18 protein-coding genes are annotated in these 15,694 nt (G+C 47.2%); 9 read left to right on the top strand and 9 right to left on the bottom strand.

Annotated features, from left to right (window positions below):
• Nucleotides 1-129 precede the first annotated feature (129 nt).
• The 4 genes from G8759_RS20830 to coaD all read left to right on the top strand — a co-directional run bounded on the left by G8759_RS20830 (nucleotide 130) and on the right by coaD (nucleotide 2,737).
• Nucleotides 130-564, top strand: a complete 435-nt coding sequence (locus G8759_RS20830; protein ID WP_167211852.1) for a CBS domain-containing protein — start codon at nucleotides 130-132, stop codon at nucleotides 562-564.
• A 166-nt stretch (nucleotides 565-730) separates the two neighbouring features.
• Complete coding sequence (locus G8759_RS20825) at nucleotides 731-1,219, top strand: NUDIX domain-containing protein (protein WP_167219146.1); 489 nt, start codon at nucleotides 731-733, stop codon at nucleotides 1,217-1,219.
• Nucleotides 1,220-1,327: 108 nt separating this feature from the next.
• On the top strand, nucleotides 1,328-2,218 hold the full coding sequence (locus tag G8759_RS20820; protein ID WP_232073891.1) for a DUF3822 family protein: 891 nt from the start codon (nucleotides 1,328-1,330) through the stop codon (nucleotides 2,216-2,218).
• Between the two features lie 51 nt (nucleotides 2,219-2,269).
• Nucleotides 2,270-2,737, top strand: a complete 468-nt coding sequence (coaD, locus tag G8759_RS20815) for a pantetheine-phosphate adenylyltransferase (protein WP_167211848.1) — start codon at nucleotides 2,270-2,272, stop codon at nucleotides 2,735-2,737.
• 163 nt (nucleotides 2,738-2,900) lie between these two features.
• Here the strand turns inward: coaD and G8759_RS20810 are convergent, their stop codons facing one another.
• The 3 genes from G8759_RS20810 to G8759_RS20800 all read right to left on the bottom strand — a co-directional run bounded on the left by G8759_RS20810 (nucleotide 2,901) and on the right by G8759_RS20800 (nucleotide 6,020).
• Nucleotides 2,901-3,692 (bottom strand): 3-keto-disaccharide hydrolase, encoded by a 792-nt coding sequence (locus tag G8759_RS20810; RefSeq protein ID WP_167211844.1) that lies wholly within the window; start codon nucleotides 3,690-3,692, stop codon nucleotides 2,901-2,903.
• A gap of 142 nt (nucleotides 3,693-3,834) precedes the next feature.
• Nucleotides 3,835-4,626, bottom strand: coding sequence for a M90 family metallopeptidase (locus G8759_RS20805; RefSeq protein WP_167211842.1), 792 nt, complete (start codon nucleotides 4,624-4,626; stop codon nucleotides 3,835-3,837).
• 11 nt (nucleotides 4,627-4,637) lie between these two features.
• Nucleotides 4,638-6,020 carry a DUF4403 family protein gene (locus G8759_RS20800; RefSeq protein ID WP_232073890.1) on the bottom strand — a complete coding sequence of 461 codons (1,383 nt, stop codon included), beginning with the start codon at nucleotides 6,018-6,020 and terminating at the stop codon, nucleotides 4,638-4,640.
• A 178-nt stretch (nucleotides 6,021-6,198) separates the two neighbouring features.
• Here G8759_RS20800 and G8759_RS20795 point away from each other — a divergent pair, with 178 nt between their 5' ends.
• Complete coding sequence (locus tag G8759_RS20795) at nucleotides 6,199-6,438, top strand: DUF3820 family protein (protein WP_167211838.1); 240 nt, start codon at nucleotides 6,199-6,201, stop codon at nucleotides 6,436-6,438.
• A gap of 70 nt (nucleotides 6,439-6,508) precedes the next feature.
• Here the strand turns inward: G8759_RS20795 and G8759_RS20790 are convergent, their stop codons facing one another.
• Entirely contained in the window at nucleotides 6,509-7,303 is a 795-nt protein-coding gene (locus G8759_RS20790) for an SDR family NAD(P)-dependent oxidoreductase (RefSeq protein WP_167211836.1), read from the bottom strand.
• A 139-nt stretch (nucleotides 7,304-7,442) separates the two neighbouring features.
• On the bottom strand, nucleotides 7,443-8,210 hold the full coding sequence (locus tag G8759_RS20785; protein WP_167211832.1) for a cupin domain-containing protein: 768 nt from the start codon (nucleotides 8,208-8,210) through the stop codon (nucleotides 7,443-7,445).
• 198 nt (nucleotides 8,211-8,408) lie between these two features.
• On the opposite strand from G8759_RS20785, the gene G8759_RS20780 reads away from it, so the two are divergent.
• The 4 genes from G8759_RS20780 (at nucleotide 8,409) to G8759_RS20765 (ending at nucleotide 11,374) form a co-directional block, all read left to right on the top strand.
• Complete coding sequence (locus tag G8759_RS20780) at nucleotides 8,409-8,936, top strand: DinB family protein (protein WP_167211829.1); 528 nt, start codon at nucleotides 8,409-8,411, stop codon at nucleotides 8,934-8,936.
• Nucleotides 8,937-9,052: 116 nt separating this feature from the next.
• A complete protein-coding gene (locus G8759_RS20775) occupies nucleotides 9,053-10,153 on the top strand; it encodes a winged helix DNA-binding domain-containing protein (RefSeq protein ID WP_167211826.1) in 1,101 nt (366 codons plus the stop codon).
• Nucleotides 10,154-10,258: 105 nt separating this feature from the next.
• Nucleotides 10,259-10,822 carry a GNAT family N-acetyltransferase gene (locus tag G8759_RS20770; protein WP_167211823.1) on the top strand — a complete coding sequence of 188 codons (564 nt, stop codon included), beginning with the start codon at nucleotides 10,259-10,261 and terminating at the stop codon, nucleotides 10,820-10,822.
• Between the two features lie 24 nt (nucleotides 10,823-10,846).
• A complete protein-coding gene (locus G8759_RS20765; RefSeq protein ID WP_167211820.1) occupies nucleotides 10,847-11,374 on the top strand; it encodes a RidA family protein in 528 nt (175 codons plus the stop codon).
• 65 nt (nucleotides 11,375-11,439) lie between these two features.
• On the opposite strand, the gene G8759_RS20760 is transcribed toward G8759_RS20765, so the two are convergent.
• The 4 genes from G8759_RS20760 to G8759_RS20745 all read right to left on the bottom strand — a co-directional run bounded on the left by G8759_RS20760 (nucleotide 11,440) and on the right by G8759_RS20745 (nucleotide 15,673).
• A complete protein-coding gene (locus tag G8759_RS20760; RefSeq protein WP_167211816.1) occupies nucleotides 11,440-11,760 on the bottom strand; it encodes a 2Fe-2S iron-sulfur cluster-binding protein in 321 nt (106 codons plus the stop codon).
• 69 nt (nucleotides 11,761-11,829) lie between these two features.
• Nucleotides 11,830-12,834 carry an NAD(P)/FAD-dependent oxidoreductase gene (locus G8759_RS20755; RefSeq protein WP_167211813.1) on the bottom strand — a complete coding sequence of 335 codons (1,005 nt, stop codon included), beginning with the start codon at nucleotides 12,832-12,834 and terminating at the stop codon, nucleotides 11,830-11,832.
• 337 nt (nucleotides 12,835-13,171) lie between these two features.
• A complete protein-coding gene (locus G8759_RS20750; protein ID WP_167211809.1) occupies nucleotides 13,172-14,332 on the bottom strand; it encodes a DUF1624 domain-containing protein in 1,161 nt (386 codons plus the stop codon).
• 66 nt (nucleotides 14,333-14,398) lie between these two features.
• Entirely contained in the window at nucleotides 14,399-15,673 is a 1,275-nt protein-coding gene (locus tag G8759_RS20745; RefSeq protein WP_167211806.1) for a M20/M25/M40 family metallo-hydrolase, read from the bottom strand.
• Between the last annotated feature and the right edge of the window lie 21 nt (nucleotides 15,674-15,694).

Genomic DNA, 15,694 nt, shown 5'->3' with positions numbered 1-15,694 from the left:
GGAGAGTAACTGAGCGAAAGCGCGCTGAAAAAAGACTTTTTTTACAATTATTTATTTCTTTATCCCTACTCTCTTTCCAGGTTCTGGCTTTTTTCCTATCTTCACCCCACCACTAACTCCTTCGGCCACATGAAAATACGTCACATTCTTCAAGGGAAAGCTGTTAATGCGCTCTACTCAGTTTCGTCTGGTGAAACAGTTCTCGATGCGCTTAAACTTATGGCCGATAAAAACATCGGAGCCGTATTGGTCGTTGATGATGGGAAGCTAACGGGTATTTTTTCCGAGCGCGATTACGCCCGGAAAGTTATCCTGAAAGATCGCCATTCTGATGATACACTGGTTGCCGATGTTATGACCAAGCACGTAATTACCATAGAACCCGAGCAACTGCTGGAGGAGTGTATGGTCATTATGTCGGATCGGCATATTCGCCACCTGCCGGTGATGGATAAAGGTGAACTGATTGGTATAATTTCGATCAATGACGTTGTAACGGCGATCATCCGCGATCAGAAGACGCGCATCGATTCGCTGGAGAGTTACATAACGGGAAGCTATTGATAGATGCTGTATGATATAAGGTGACAGGTATATAATTACTTCAGTTACGCAATGCCTTATATCATACATCAAAATTTCCTACCTTTGCGTCCCCAAAATCTGTTGTAGCGTGACGCAATCCATACATTTGCCCGACCGCTCTGAGGATAATACGTCTTCGGGAACGTTGGGTAAACCCCAGACAGAAGTAGTGTCAATTTATGGCAACCGATTGCGGCTGCGGGTTTGCGGCTTATTTCGGGAGGGAAACCGTTTGTTGATGGTTCGGCACCGGGGGCTTGGGCCAGCCAATACGTTCTGGAGTCCGCCTGGTGGGGGCGTGGAGTTTGGCGAAACGGCACCTAATGCGTTGATTCGTGAATTTGCTGAAGAAACCGGTCTGGATGTTGCGATTGGTGAATTGCTTTTTGTGAATGAATTCGTGGCGCCACCACTACATGCTGTCGAATTGTTTTTTGCCGTACAGCGCATAGGCGGATCACTCCGGAAAGGTATAGATCCGGAAATGAGACCTGATGACCAGCTCATAGATGAGGTTCGGTTTATGGGTTTTGATGAAATTAAGGAGCAGTCACCCGAAAAAATACATGCTTTATTTCGATATTGCAGTTCATTGGAAGACGTATTTCAGTTGCGGGGGTATTTGCACTATTAAATATTTTAATCTATTTTGTTATCACTTGACATGATAAGGAGATGAAATGTTAATTTTTTGTGACTTTGTTATCTTTCCTTATTCTCAATTAACCGCTGCCCTGAATCCGTGCAAATCACTGTGACCCTCACTCCAACCGTAACTATCCGTTCTAATTCGTTCGATCCTGCGAGGACGGCCAAATCAGTGTTATGTCTGGAAGTTGGTCGTGACCGATTTCGGTTTATGGTTCAGGATGCACGTCGGCGGGGTTGCTATCTTGAAGATTATACATTTCCATCATTACTGACCGATCGCCCGCTTACCGAAGTGTTACCGGATGTGTTTCGTAGCCATCCTGTGCTGTCGGCTGGCCCCTGGCAGGAAATTCGAATTGGGATTAACTCGTCATCATTTACGCTTATACCCAAACCGCTCTTTCGAAAAGAATATGCCAGTAGCTATCTGGCCATGATGCGGGGCAATGCATTACCAGCCCACGAATTTGCGAAATCATATACGCACGATAGTGAAGGGTTTCTGTCAGTCTTTAACCTGGAGCATCAACTTGTTGATTTCTTTTCGGGAGCCTATCCATTACAACCGTCCGTATTTATTCACCAGACAGGCTCACTAATTCAGGCTACTGCCGATTTGGATCGACTGTTACTGTCGCCCCAAAATGTCTGGCTATATTTCGAAGATGAGTTCGTTACGGTGATCTATCGCCGGGAGCATCAACTATGCTATTGCAATCGATTCGGGTATAAAAATGTACAGGACCTGGCGTATTACTTACTGTACGTATTGGATGAACAGAATCTGAATCCCGAAGAGACTACAATTTTCCTGTACGGAGAAATTACGCCTTTTGCGGAAGCATATACCGAATTAAGCCGATTTATGCCCAATCTGGTATTTGGTCATACGCCATCAAGCCTGACATTAGCTGATGAATTTGAAGAACTGCTTGAACATCGCTATTTAAGTCTATACGGACTTTCTTTGTTGACTGAATGAAGGGAACCACTAGACGTATTTACCGGTTTCCTTTTCGATCATCTATCGTTTATGAAACGAATCGCTCTGTTCCCTGGGTCCTTTGATCCATTCACCAAAGGCCACGAAGATATTGTTTTGCGGGGGCTACGCCTTTTCGATGAAGTTGTTATCGGTATTGGCCGTAACGCGCGTAAGGAACGCTATTTTCCCCTCGAACAGATGATGCACCTGATTGAGGAAGCGTTTCGGCATTACCCTGCTGTTCGGGTTATGAGTTACGATGATCTGACGGCTAATGTTGCTCGTAAAGAAGGAGCAACATTCCTGTTGAGGGGGTTGCGGAATACAACCGATTTTGAATATGAAAACGGAATATCGCAGGTTAACCGCTACGTTTACGAAGAAGTAGAGACCGTTTTTCTCATCACATCGCCCCATTTAGCGCCAATCAGTTCGAGCATAATTCGTGATCTGCATCGCTACGGTCAGCAGGTCGATGAATTTCTGCCGTATAAGTTAGTAAATCAGCCTGCCTAGGTTTCGTTGCAGGATGACATCCACAAGTGACCGCTATGGTCGATGGCAAGTTATCGGGTATGGACTGGATAGGGCAGAAGTCTTCTGCCTTTAGTGCTAGTAAAGTTGCAAACGACTGATTGAAAGCTGTTCGTCGGTAAAGGGCTCCTACCCGTATAATGCATTAAAAATCCGTATTTGCCTGTTTTATATCCAGTTCTTTAATCCAGATATTCCGGTAAAGCACATCGTGGCCTTCGGCTTGTAATTTCAGACCTCCGGGCGTGTCAGTAATGCCTTTACCACCATCGTTGCCGCCATCAATTCCCGAGTTTGGTCCTCCCCAGACTTGATTGATCGTCTGATTGGTGTGTGCTTTTTTGCCATTTAAATACAAGGTCACCATGGCAGGTTCTGTGCGTTTGCCATCTTTGAAACGGGCAGCCCGAAATTCAATATCATACGCATTCCACTTTCCAGCACCTGTATAGAGTTTGTAGGGCGATGGAGATTCATTGATTACAGCGCCTAACCCATGGGAGGTTGTATCACCATCAAATACCTGGATCTCATAGCGGTTTTGCAGATACACGCCACTGTTGCCACCCGGTTTGCTCACGTAAAACTCCACATGCAGCCGGAAATCGCGAAAGGTTTGCTTTGTTACAATGTCGGCAGCACCGTATTTACCACCCGCAGCTGCCGGATCATTGGTATTCATGACGGTTCCGCTACCCGCCGGATCTTTTTCAATAGCCCATTTGATGGGTAATGTTGCCGCTAAACGGGGTCCCTGCCAATAAGTCCACTTTTCGTCGAGCATCTTGCGCGACCCATCAAATAAAACTTCAGCTCCTATGGGTGCTTTCGTTCCAACGCCCACCTGAGCTACAGCGCTTAAAGGAATGCTAAGTGTAACTATAGTGATCAGTAGAGATTTTATTACGCCAATTGGTTTTCGGATACTAGGTTTCATTTTAGTAAACAGTAGATTTGGAGGTTCAGGGAATACGGGCACAATCGGCAACCTATACTGTTGGGGATTTACAGGAATTGCCTATCGAACGAAGTCTTATGGGCGAGCCATCTACCCATTTATTCATCTAAAAGTCGACCGTTTACAATGTAAACTCTTTAGTGGGTGCAGACGGATTCTGATGAAAGATCTCCTCCAGTCGGGCGAAAAGCTCCGGGTGTTTTTCGTGAAGCAGGTCGGGACGTTTGAAGAAATACTCGGAAACCACGGCAAAAAACTCGGCTTCATTGGTTATGCCGTATGGATTGATATCGGAATGGTTAGCTTTAATGGCATCGATGCTCTTGTGAATCAGTTGAAGCCAGGGTTTAATATGGCTTTTTTCGAGCAGGTATTCCGGCAGGCCATCGGTGGCCCCATCGACTTTATCGAGAAGGTGAACAAACTCATGAATGCCCGTATTTCCTTTACTGGTTTCATTGGCAAATCCTTCATGGAGCGCCGGTTTCGAGAGAACCATTGCGCTTTTTAAGGCCCCGCCTTCGCCCACCATTCCCAGAATATTCCGTCCATCGCCCGAGGTTTCGTAGGCTTCATTAAACCGATCTTCATAGAGCAGAACATCGGTTAATGGATAGTACCAATCGCTGAAACCAAAAATTGGAATAATGGCACTACTGGCTACCAGTACCTTATCAATTTCATCGACGTTTGTTCCAACACCTTCGATTCGGATATGATGCAGAAAATGATTGATCCGATCTTCGAACAGCTTCTTTTTATCGTTGCTTAGTGATCGATAATATGGAACATAGTCCTGCAAAAGTTGCGGATAATTGGTTGGTAGAGGTACCAGGTCCTGTTTTTTCTGTTGCCTGTTTCGCCAGATCAACCAACCTGCTAGAAGCACAACGACACCGATTAGAATGAGCATAGTTTAAGGTCTTACAATTTTTGAATCTGAACGCCAACTTTAGATTTAACGTGAATCAACGCCTGAATACCATCGGGTAGGATGGCTATTTTCTGAGGAACAAACTCAAAGGACTGAATGCCCATGTCCATCTTTTTGCCCGGCCCTTTTTCAAAGGCCTCATTAATTTTCTTAGGTAACTGCGCGATCTGATCTCCAAGCGGAATAATCAGCATGCCTTCCAATAACTTGCGTAACCCGTCGTGCACAATCGAATTGGAGATTTTCGAGAGGGCATTGTCCGTTGTACTATCGAAGTCCAGATTCTGAATATGCAGTGTATTTGTTGTCGTATCAAACGCCGGACGGCCACGCAGATAAAGAATTCCATCGATCAGTCCACTAACTTCAGCTTTAACAAGCAGGGCATGCTGCCCACCATACACCGATACCTTTTTGATCGTCAGCATGCCAAGTGCCAATTTTTGCGGTTCCTTCGCGAAGGTACGTGCCAACATTCGATTGATATCTGCATATGGAATAAAACTAATGACGTGTAAATCAGAGGTTTGTGCTACCGTGTCCCGTTTCTGTAACTGAGGGAGCGGAACTTTAGGTCGAATGGGTTCTTTGGGTTTTAAAGCTGTCTGTGTCTCAAAAGCAATGCGCAGATGTGTAGTTATTGCTTTTGTATTTCCCGTGATAGGACTGGCCGCAACACTGACCGGCTTGGGTATTAACCACAAACCATACTGTTCGTTGATCAACAGGGGTTTTTGAATATCCTGCCAGATTGGGTTTACCGTTTTATCGAGCCGTAAATCCTTATAAACCGCCGAATCAATAGCTTTTTCGATCGATGTTCGATGCTTTTCCAGTATTTTCTGGGCAAAATTTGTCAACGAGATTTCTTTACCCAGCAGCCGAATTTCTGGTTCCGTGATCCATTGGTAATTGGTAAATTTAACCTTACTGGAAAGCCGCCAGTTTGGGGTCACACTTAGGGGGCTTTGAAAGTTGACATTTAAGGCGCAAAATGGCTTCTTGGGTGGCGTATCATCAGAGCTGAATGGTTTAGTCAGCCAAAGTTGCAGCGGAGCAGAAAGTAAAATCTGTTGATTGATATACTGAATGTGTACCGGTCCTGAACGTTCTACCCTAAACGACAATACACTCCCTTTTTTCCCCTCTTTCGAATCCTTACCCACCAGAACCGGATCAAGTTCGCGGTTGATTTTGTCCTGCAATTCACGTAGCTGAAACGTAATGGGGCCAGCCAGATACGAAATCATGGGCGGTATCGGTTGATCAAACCCTTGCGTGTTGGGAGGTTCGGTATTTATATGCTGGCATTGCGTCATTAACAGAAGCATCGCCAGCGCAAAAGGCAACTGGATTCTTCCTGATCGTATCATTAATGTGTAGTGATAAATAGCCTGATCATGCGTCGTCCATCAACGAAAAACACAAGCTTTTACTAATAACTTCACTTCTTTTCAGTTGTTTCTTTGCTGGTTGGGTAATTCAGCTGACTGGGTAATTCAGGCCAATTTTGGTACCTTGCTTCTTAAGCATGAATCAGCTACTTACTTAATGGCAGAAGAGATACCGCATGGCGACCCCACTATATTGAAGGAGTTAATTCATTATCAGATGCCTTTTGGTAAGTTCAAGGGTCGACTAATCAGGGAGTTACCTGTTTCTTATCTGGAATGGTTTTCTCAGAACGGCTTTCCGGCCGGTAAACTGGGTATGCTGCTTCAAACTATGTACGAAATCAGGTTAAATGGACTGGAGTATTTGTTGAACGGATTAAAAAATAAACCCTTATGAACGGTAACTCATAAGGGTTCAGAAATTAATTTCTATTTTATTGATATAACTAAGGCGTAGAGCAGTCGGGTTAGACAATTGCTTTTACTGTGCCTCCATCAACCCGAATGGCTGAGCCATTTGTAGCAGAAGCAAGTGGGCTGCTCAGATACACAATCATGTTGGCAACTTCATCTGTAGTGGAAAATCGTTGAAGTAGCGATGTGGGTCGGGCTGTCTGGAAAAATTCCCGTTCAACCTGATCCCGGTCTTTATTTTGGTGCCTCGCCATATCAGCCACGAAATCCTGAACACCCTCCGATGCTGTCGGGCCAGGCAATACCGAATTGACCGTCACTGCTGTGCCTTTCGTTAATTCGGCCAGGCCTCTTGCTACTGCTAACTGAGCCGTTTTGGTCATTCCGTAATGAATCATCTCTTCGGGAATTTGCAGCGCCGATTCGCTGGAGATGAACAAAATTCGCCCCCAGCCTTTGCTCAGCATAGCCGGAAAATACTGCCGCGCCAGCCGTATACCGCTCATCACGTTTACTTCAAAAAAACGGAACCAGTCTTCGTCAGGAATATCGACAAAGGCTTTTGGCTCGAAAATGCCCGCATTGTTGACCAGAATATCGACCTCCGGAACTTCCTTCAGAAGGTTATCGATAGCTGTTTTCTGCGAAAAATCAACGGCTACTCCGCGAACATTGGCGTCAGGTAACTGACCCTTTAGTTGTTGAATAATCGACTGAATACGATCTTCGGTACGACCGGTAATGATTACGTGAGCACCTTCTTCGAGGAGTTTTCGCGCGGTAGCCAGACCGATACCGGCAGTTGAGCCGGTTACTAACGCGATCTTGTTGTTGAGTTGTAGATCCATGGTGTACTGTTACCCGACCTTTTTTGTAGAGCTTGTCTTGGCTTGTCAGGTCAGGTAGTAACGGATGTTCAAAGACACAGGTTCTGTTACCCGAAAAGGATCGTAGTCCATCATTGAATCGTACTAAAATAATACCCAATCACTCGAACTGAAACGCGAAATAAGTACAGCTACCCTGACTGGTGTTCTGGATGGCGTGCGGTACATTGGATTCCAGAAAGATTAGGTCGCCTTTGGTGGCCGAAAAGAGCTTTCCATCAATACTTTCCTGGGCTGAGTTGTCGGTCATAAGCAGAATTTCAGCGGCCCGGTGCGTGTGGGGCGGGTGACTCCATAACCCTTGGTTTAGAGTCGTGACGTGCATTTCGAAGCGTTTGGTCATGGCAGTGGCCCGGTCGAACATACGCCGGATGCCGCCTTTATCGTGTTGTTTGAACGCGACTTCATCCCAATCGACCCAGAACGATCCACCCGCTTTTTTGCCGCGTTCAAGATCTTTCGGTTCTTTCGATTCATACCGCATCACGTAATACGTAACGGGCGTATCGCCTTTGTTCTCGAAACCGTGTTCGTCTCCTGGCATCATCAGGGCGACACTGCCAGCGCCTAATGTTTTGGTTTTTCCTTCAATAGTAACGGTCAGTTTACCTTCTTTAATGATGATCAGTTCTTCATCGTCGTGTTTGTGAGCCGGGTGCGGTGCCTGATGTGCCGGTAAGGTTGTCGCGTGGATCTTCATATGCTTGAAATCGGTCGTTGTGCCTTCCAGAAGGGTTCGTTGCTTACTGGTAGTCTTCTTACTGATGGGAGATGTGGCCCAGACGTAAACGCCCGAATCGACCGATTGGGTTAACACAGGTATGGTTGCCGCACTAAACAGGAAGAAAAGCGAAAAGAGAGGTTTCATATGGTTATGAAGAGGTCTATTTGCCTAAAAGCATCTATTCCAGAGCGAATACTGATAGGGTTGCAAAAACGAAAGGCGTAAAAATTTTTGACCAGAAATACAGCCGAAAATTTTTAAAAAAATCGCAAACCCTACTGACATAGGGCTGTCAGTGGTACTGTGTTATTTTGTAAGGTAAACCAACAACCATTACCAAACATGACACAGGCAACCGAAGTAAAGACCCCTCTGACCATTGCAGCGCTGATCAGCGACTACGTTGTTTACAACGAATGGGCTAACAAACGGCTGGTCGAATGGCTCCAGACCAAGCCGTCGGGTTTGATGGAACTGGAAGTGCCATCCAGTTTCCCGGGTATTAAAGGAACGTTGGTGCATATCTGGGATACACAACGGTTCTGGCTTGCTGTTTTGCAACAGGTTGAAGCGCCAGCGTCATTTCGGCAAAACGGCTTTTATGGAACATTAGATGAAGCGTTTGATGGACTAATTGATCAATCGAAAGAGTTTACAGCCTATGTGAAATCGTTGACCGATGCCGAATTGCAGGAGGAAGTGGTCCTGAAAACACCCTGGGCTGACGGCGAAGAGCCACGTATGTCGTTTATTCAGCATTGCATGAACCACAGTACCTATCATCGGGGGCAGCTTATTACAATTGGTCATACTATTGGCCTGAAAGATGCCCCCATGACGGATTATAATTTTTATCGCCTGATTGGTTGATTATTTTGGTACATAGAATGAATGGGTAATTGGATTCCATTAGACAGCTTACCTGGATAGTCTGTTGCCTTCAATTGCCCATTTATAGAACTGCCTGATTTCCCAATATCCTCAACATGACAGATTCAGCTATAAATCAGCATCGACTAGCCAGTCATCAAATTACCCAATCGGCATTCACGAAACCTGTTGACGTGGTTACCTGGTTCGGGGCAATGCAGGCACAGGATTTTCTCGCGGCAAAATGGGCGCTGGGCCTCCGTCTGCCAGGTAGCACTGAAGGAACCATTGAGCAGGCTATTGCCGATCGATCGATAATTCGTACCTGGGCAATGCGGGGTACACTGCATCTGATTGCCGCTGATGACATTCGCTGGTTACTGAATCTGCTCAGACCCCGGCTTTATGTGGCATGTTCGAGTCTACTACGGAAACTTGAACTCGATGAAAAAACGCTGGTTAAAAGTTACGAAGCGATGGCTCGGGCCATGCAGGGAGGTAAGCAACTCATTCGAAGTGAATTGAAGGACGCACTTGAGCAGGTCGGTATACAAACGCACGATCTACGCATTAACGGCCTACTGGTGCGAGCCGCATTCGACGGATTAATCTGCTGCGGAGTCAGGCGAGGGAGCGAAAACACCTACACATTGCTTGATGAATGGGTTCCCGCTACGAAATCGATGGGACGCGACGAAGCATTGGCCGAACTGACGAAACGGTATTTTATGAGCCATGGGCCAGCCACCATACAGGATTTTGTCTGGTGGTCGGGCCTGACCGTGGCCGAAGCCAAGACCGGACTATCGATGATCAACGCACAGCTTGCGCAGGAAACAACGAATGGAAAAACATATTGGAGTGCTCAACAAGAACCCAATTTTCAGGATACATCACTGGTCGTTCATTTGCTACCGTCTTTCGACGAGTATCTGGTGGGCTATAAAGATCGTAGTGCTGCACTCGGTGCGCTTGATATTAAGCAGGTCGTAAGTACCGGCAATGGCATATTCAACCCGATACTGGTTATCGGTGGGCGGGTTGTTGGTACCTGGAAACGAACCGTTAAAAAGAATAGCGTGTCAATTGATCCAACGCTCTTTTATCCGTTAACGGAAAAGCAGCAGCAAGCCTTTGCGGTTACCTGTCAACGATATGGTCACTTCAAGGGCCTCAATGCTGTATGGCCCGTTGAGGTTGGTGTGGCAATACACTAATTGGATACATCGGGTATAAAAGCAAGTCAAAATCTGGGAAACAAACGTCTGGGGTAGTTACTCCGGGCGTTTGTTTTTAGCAGAAGCCCAATATATTTGCGGCCTATGAACCATGCGCTTATTTCTACAGCTACCGAACAGGACATTGCTGCATTAAACCAACTGGTCAATAGTGCTTATCGGGGCGATAGCTCCCGCAAAGGATGGACGACGGAAGCGGACTTACTGGGTGGCATTCGAACCGATGAAGAAGGACTGAGAGCCATGCTGCAGAATAGAGCGGCAACTGTACTGAAATATGAGGAGGATAGCCAGTTGCTGGGATGTGTGTATCTGGAGCGAAAAGATACCGGCACGAAATATTCCGATTTATACCTGGGTATGTTAACCGTATCGCCGGATGCGCAGGCCAAAGGGATTGGCCGGAAATTGCTGGAAGCTGCCGAACAACTGGCTGTTGAGCAAAAGAGCCGGGCTGTAACGATGACAGTAATTACCGTCAGACACGAGCTGATTGCCTGGTATCAGCGACGCGGTTACCAGGCAACCGGTGAAATGAAGCCATTTCCTACTGATCCTCGTTTTGGTCTTCCCAGGCAACAGCTTGAGTTTATAGTCATGGAAAAACGAATGCCACTGTCAGAAAACGTAAAGGCCAGCCAATCATAAGCATCTTTAAGCCAATCTCCTCTTATGAAAATCAACTTCGTACTCTTCACACTGTTCGTATTCGCCTTTGTCAATTACTCACACGGGCAAACACCCGAACAGACGCTGACGAAAATGGGCGTCGAGTTATTTGCTCCAACCAAATCGGCTGGCAATTATGTAAAAGCGGTGCGGTCGGGCAATCTGGTATTTCTGGCCGGGCACGTATCCACCCGCGCCGACGGGACAGGAATCACGGGTAAACTTGGCAAAGACCTGACTGTCGATCAAGGGTATGAAGCGGCCAGAACAACAACCATTTCGCTGCTCTCTACACTAAAAGCCGAACTGGGAGAGCTTGCTCTTGTCAGGCGTATTGTAAAAGTTACTGGATTTGTCAACTCAACACCCGACTTCACCGATCAGCCCAAAGTCATCAATGGCTGTTCTGATTTGCTGGTAGCCCTTTTCGGCGATAAAGGGAAACATGCCCGCTCGGCTGTTGGCATGGCCGCCTTACCATCAAACTATGCCGTTGAGATTGAAATGATTGTAGAAATAGAAAGACAGTAGGCAGTCTTCAGTGAGCAGTAGGCAATAAATAGTAGGTAGCAAGCAAACTGCCCACTGATGACTGCCTACTGTTCTTCTCCCCTTATTTTGAAAATACCACCTTCGAGGGATTCATCGACACGAAGCTGGCAGGCCAGTCGGCTGTCCGGGTCGGCATCGGGCAGGGTGTCCAGCATATCTAATTCAGCATCACGGGCGGGTGGTAGTGCGTCGAATCCTTCCAGGACCTGCACATGGCAGGTCGCGCAAAGGGCCATACCGCCACAAGTTGCCAGAATATTATAGTCTGATGCTTTCAGGACCTCCATCAGGCTCAGATTTATACCTTCCGGAATTTCAAGCGTTTGCCGTTCGCCATCGCGGTCTTCTATCGTGAATTGTATCATTCTTGTTGTTGGAAAACGGGCGACTTGATGACTGACTTTGTCGGTAGCACCAGAATCGCCCATTTTACATTAAAACGTGGGTATTCCGTTGACGGTCGTGTATTTAAAACTCAGTTTCTGATTCGGATATACGTACCTGAATGCGCTTTGGCACATGAGCGCGGCTTCGTGGAATCCGCACAATATCAGTTTCAGTTTGCCGGGATACGTATTGATGTCGCCGATGGCATAGATTCGTTCAACGTTGGTTGAGTAATCGGTCGTATCGACCAGAATGGCAGATTTGTCGATGTTAAGGCCCCAATCGGCAATCGGTCCGAGTTTGGGAGTCAGACCGAATAACGGTATCAGGTTATCGGCAGCCAGATTGGTTACTGATTTGTCTTTTGCCGTTATGCTTACTTCCTGCAAATGCCCGTTACCGTGAATGCTGGTAATGTTGGATTGCAGGACGAGATTGATTCGGCCCTCTTTGGCCAGGTCAAACACTTTTTCGGCAGAATCGGGCGCACCCCGGAAGCTATCGCTCCGGTGAACGAGCGTCACTTCTTTAGCTACATCGGCCAGAAATACGGTCCAGTCGAGGGCCGAGTCGCCACCACCCGCCAGTACGACCCGGCGGTCGCGGAGTTGTTCTGGATTCTTAACCATGTAAGCAACTCCTTTTCCTTCAAACTGCTCCAGATTCAGGATTTCCGGTTTGCGCGGTTCAAAGCAACCGAGCCCACCGGCAATAACCACCACCTGGCAATGAACGGAGGTGCCGTCATTGGTCGTAATCACAAAGGATTCATCGGCCTGACGTACCAGTGTTTCGACTCGTTCACCCAGTGTAAACGTAGGATGAAACGGCTCGATCTGCTCCATCAGGTTATCAACCAATTGCTGTGCGTTGATGGCCGGATAACCGGGAATGTCGTAAATAGGCTTCTGTGGATAAATTTCGGAAAGCTGCCCGCCCACCTGTGGAAGTGCATCGATCAGGTGGCAGCGCATTTTTAATAAACCAGCTTCAAAAACAGCGAACAGACCAACCGGGCCCGCGCCGATGATGCAAATATCTGTGGTAATCATGGTTGTATTGTACAAATCAATTGTCGGCCTTCGTGGGTAATGACTACCGGAAATGCAGAAAGGCTCTACAATGAAAACGCTCCGAGTATGGTAATAATTCGGCATAAAGGTAGCGTCTGCATGTTAGGCAGTTGACAGAAGACCCTATGACAAATGGTAATGAGGGATAACCGGAAAGAATACGAAGCGATCAAAAAATTGTAATCAGGTCTTGCTCTTTACCCAGAACAATATGTACGCGTAATTGCCCCAAAAGAGGTCAATTGGTGCAAACACAGTCCTCTTTCGACCCTTTTAGTTTAATACTATCTCGTATTGCTTGACATGCTCTTACTGATTACACATAGCGCAGAATTTTTATCTCTGGATGAGCCGTTTTGTAACGGCCATACCATCTACACAACGGATATAAAGCCAGCACAAGACCAAGCCAGACCAGATAAACCGGGCCGAGTGAAATGCCTGCTCCAGCTGGCCGTCCAAAATTCAGCGTACCTGCCTGAATGTCTTTCCATCCGTATCCTTCAAGCAGGACCATGGCAATCATCAGCAGGTGAATGGAATACCAGTGAATGATGTAATAAAACATCGGCACTTTGCCGTATACCATCAGCCAGCGGGTGACCGGACTATCGGCCCCATCGGCGAGGGCCAGGATAAGTAAGGCAATGCCAATCATCAACAGATCGTACAGCAGTGATGGTGGATACTTGGTTACGTTTATAAACGACAGCACGGTAAAGAATGCGTCTTTCTGAACAGACCAGGGTGCCGGATCACCGTAACTATTAATAAAACGGAGAACGATAAATAGCCCCAACGCACCCAGCCCAAGGCGAAATAGAGAGCGTTTACGGATTGTAATGGGCTGCTCCATCAGGGAGCCGCACGCAAAACCAACCAGCATGAGGCCAAGCCAGGGAATGAGTGGATAAGCAACCAGAAGGGCAAATGCCGGACTTATCTGGAAAAATTCGACCCGAAACAGCAAGGAACCCACCAGTCGGGCCGTCGGATTGGTAAATGCCGGTACCAGCTGGAGCAAATTATGCCCAAATACAATGATCAGTCCCAGAATACCAACCCATTTAACGGGCAGTCGAGCCAGTAACGATACGATAATCAGGCCGCCACCAATGGCATAAATTACCTGCAACAGCATACTTCTAAACTGAATATCGAACCAGAATGCGAAGTTGATAATCGTCAGTTCGAGCAGAATTAAAACCAGACCGCGCGTCAGTAAAAAACGCCGGGCCGTGGGAGAGTTCTGGCTTTTCTTTAGCGATAAATAGGCCGACGTTCCTGATAAGAAAACAAAGGTAGGAGCGCATAAATGGGTGATCCATCGGGTCAGGAATATCGGGGCAGTCGTTGTAGCAAGGTCGGTGGGATTTTGCGTGACAGCGGTGATGTGCAACAGATCCCGGACGTGATCTAATGCCATGATAACCATGACCAGGCCGCGCGTTACATCAATTGTCGTTACTCGGTTCATCGGAAAAGGAAGGGTTCAGGAATTACAGTTGTTGCTTATTCGAAGGCTCGAAAACAGGTAAGGACTTTATCTTGTCAGGCGGTAAATCAGGAGGGCAGTTCGCTGAATCAGGAACGGATATTCTTTGAGATTCATCGTTTCTTCTATGCTGTGCGCCCCCTTTCCAGATGCCCCTAAACCATCCAGACAGGGCATATATTTCGCAACGAACGAAACGTCACCAGCACCGCGCGCGCCCGGATCAAAGGCTGTGACCGGCCCAAGACCCATATCTCGGCTGATTTTGTCGACCTGTTTGCGTAAATCGTCGTTGGCGGCCGTTGGCTCCATGCCTGGAATGCCATCGGTGAACGAAATACTGGCTTTAGTGAGTGGTAAACTTTTATCGACGATCTCCCGCATTTTTGCCCGTGCGTTTTCCTTCTGCGTTTCGGTCAGAAACCGTAGATCACCTTTCACGAGCGTCGAACCTGCAACGATATTGGTTTTACCCACGGTTTCAGCTTTCGCTGTTTTATCGTCATAATGAACCTCCGAACCACCAACGATCAGCCCAGGGTTGAACGTTAGGTATTGTTCTTGCCCCAGTGTCCGGCGGAACTCCGTCAGAATGCGGGCGGCTTCATAAATCGCACCGTAGCCAAGATCGCTAAACACCCGTGACGAATGGCCGGAGCGAGCTTTTACGTTCAGCGTCCAGCCACTGGCTCCCCGACGGCCGGTGGTTACGCTGCTCAACCCCTGTGCGGTTTCAAAGGCCAGGGCAAGATCGCATTGTCTGGCTCGTTCAATAAAATCCCTACGACTTTCGGCTCCCCCCGAACTTTCTTCGTCGCCCGTAAAATAGATGGTAATGGACGTATCATCGAGCAATTTCTGGGCGTGAAGTGCCTTAAGAGCAGCAATAACAAGCACATCGCCCCCTTTCATGTCGTTGACGCCCTGACCCGAAGCGGTCGAATCATTCACTCGGGTAAACGGCTCCATGGGCAGGCTTTTTTCGAATACCGTGTCCAGATGGCCGATCAAAAAAAGTTTTTTCCCTTTCTTGCCCTGCCGGGTTGCTACCAAATGTCCAGCCCGGTTGAGGGAGTCTGGTAGTGTAACCCACTCGGTTTTAAATCCCAGTTTATCAAATTCATCCGACATCAGTTTCCCAACGGTTCGAACCCCTTCGATATTCAGGGTGCCGCTGTTGATGTTAACGACTTTTTCTAAAAACGTTACCGTTTCCGGGAGTTGCTTTTGAACGGTGGCGACAACGGCTGTTTCGGGTTTCGATAGTGACTGACCGAATGCGCCAGTGCCAGACAAAAAAAGTAGTAAAGCAAGTTTTTTCATGAGGGTACTTTCTTTCAGGTT

This window comes from Spirosoma aureum (assembly GCF_011604685.1).
GTDB classification, from domain to species: domain Bacteria; phylum Bacteroidota; class Bacteroidia; order Cytophagales; family Spirosomataceae; genus Spirosoma; species Spirosoma aureum.
This window is presented reverse-complemented; position numbering and strand designations above follow the sequence as displayed.

What these genes read in the sequence shown, in the direction of transcription:
- G8759_RS20775 (WP_167211826.1), top strand. Translation starts at nt 9,053, where the DNA reads ATGACAGATTCAGCTATAAATCAGCATCGACTAGCCAGTCATCAAATT.
- G8759_RS20750 (WP_167211809.1), bottom strand. Translation starts at nt 14,332, where the DNA reads ATGAACCGAGTAACGACAATTGATGTAACGCGCGGCCTGGTCATGGTT.
- G8759_RS20760 (WP_167211816.1), bottom strand. Translation starts at nt 11,760, where the DNA reads ATGATACAATTCACGATAGAAGACCGCGATGGCGAACGGCAAACGCTT.
- G8759_RS20770 (WP_167211823.1), top strand. Translation starts at nt 10,259, where the DNA reads ATGAACCATGCGCTTATTTCTACAGCTACCGAACAGGACATTGCTGCA.
- G8759_RS20755 (WP_167211813.1), bottom strand. Translation starts at nt 12,834, where the DNA reads ATGATTACCACAGATATTTGCATCATCGGCGCGGGCCCGGTTGGTCTG.
- G8759_RS20795 (WP_167211838.1), top strand. Translation starts at nt 6,199, where the DNA reads ATGGCAGAAGAGATACCGCATGGCGACCCCACTATATTGAAGGAGTTA.
- coaD (WP_167211848.1), top strand. Translation starts at nt 2,270, where the DNA reads ATGAAACGAATCGCTCTGTTCCCTGGGTCCTTTGATCCATTCACCAAA.
- G8759_RS20765 (WP_167211820.1), top strand. Translation starts at nt 10,847, where the DNA reads ATGAAAATCAACTTCGTACTCTTCACACTGTTCGTATTCGCCTTTGTC.
- G8759_RS20745 (WP_167211806.1), bottom strand. Translation starts at nt 15,673, where the DNA reads ATGAAAAAACTTGCTTTACTACTTTTTTTGTCTGGCACTGGCGCATTC.
- G8759_RS20810 (WP_167211844.1), bottom strand. Translation starts at nt 3,692, where the DNA reads ATGAAACCTAGTATCCGAAAACCAATTGGCGTAATAAAATCTCTACTG.
- G8759_RS20785 (WP_167211832.1), bottom strand. Translation starts at nt 8,210, where the DNA reads ATGAAACCTCTCTTTTCGCTTTTCTTCCTGTTTAGTGCGGCAACCATA.
- G8759_RS20790 (WP_167211836.1), bottom strand. Translation starts at nt 7,303, where the DNA reads ATGGATCTACAACTCAACAACAAGATCGCGTTAGTAACCGGCTCAACT.
- G8759_RS20800 (WP_232073890.1), bottom strand. Translation starts at nt 6,020, where the DNA reads ATGATACGATCAGGAAGAATCCAGTTGCCTTTTGCGCTGGCGATGCTT.
- G8759_RS20780 (WP_167211829.1), top strand. Translation starts at nt 8,409, where the DNA reads ATGACACAGGCAACCGAAGTAAAGACCCCTCTGACCATTGCAGCGCTG.
- G8759_RS20805 (WP_167211842.1), bottom strand. Translation starts at nt 4,626, where the DNA reads ATGCTCATTCTAATCGGTGTCGTTGTGCTTCTAGCAGGTTGGTTGATC.
- G8759_RS20830 (WP_167211852.1), top strand. Translation starts at nt 130, where the DNA reads ATGAAAATACGTCACATTCTTCAAGGGAAAGCTGTTAATGCGCTCTAC.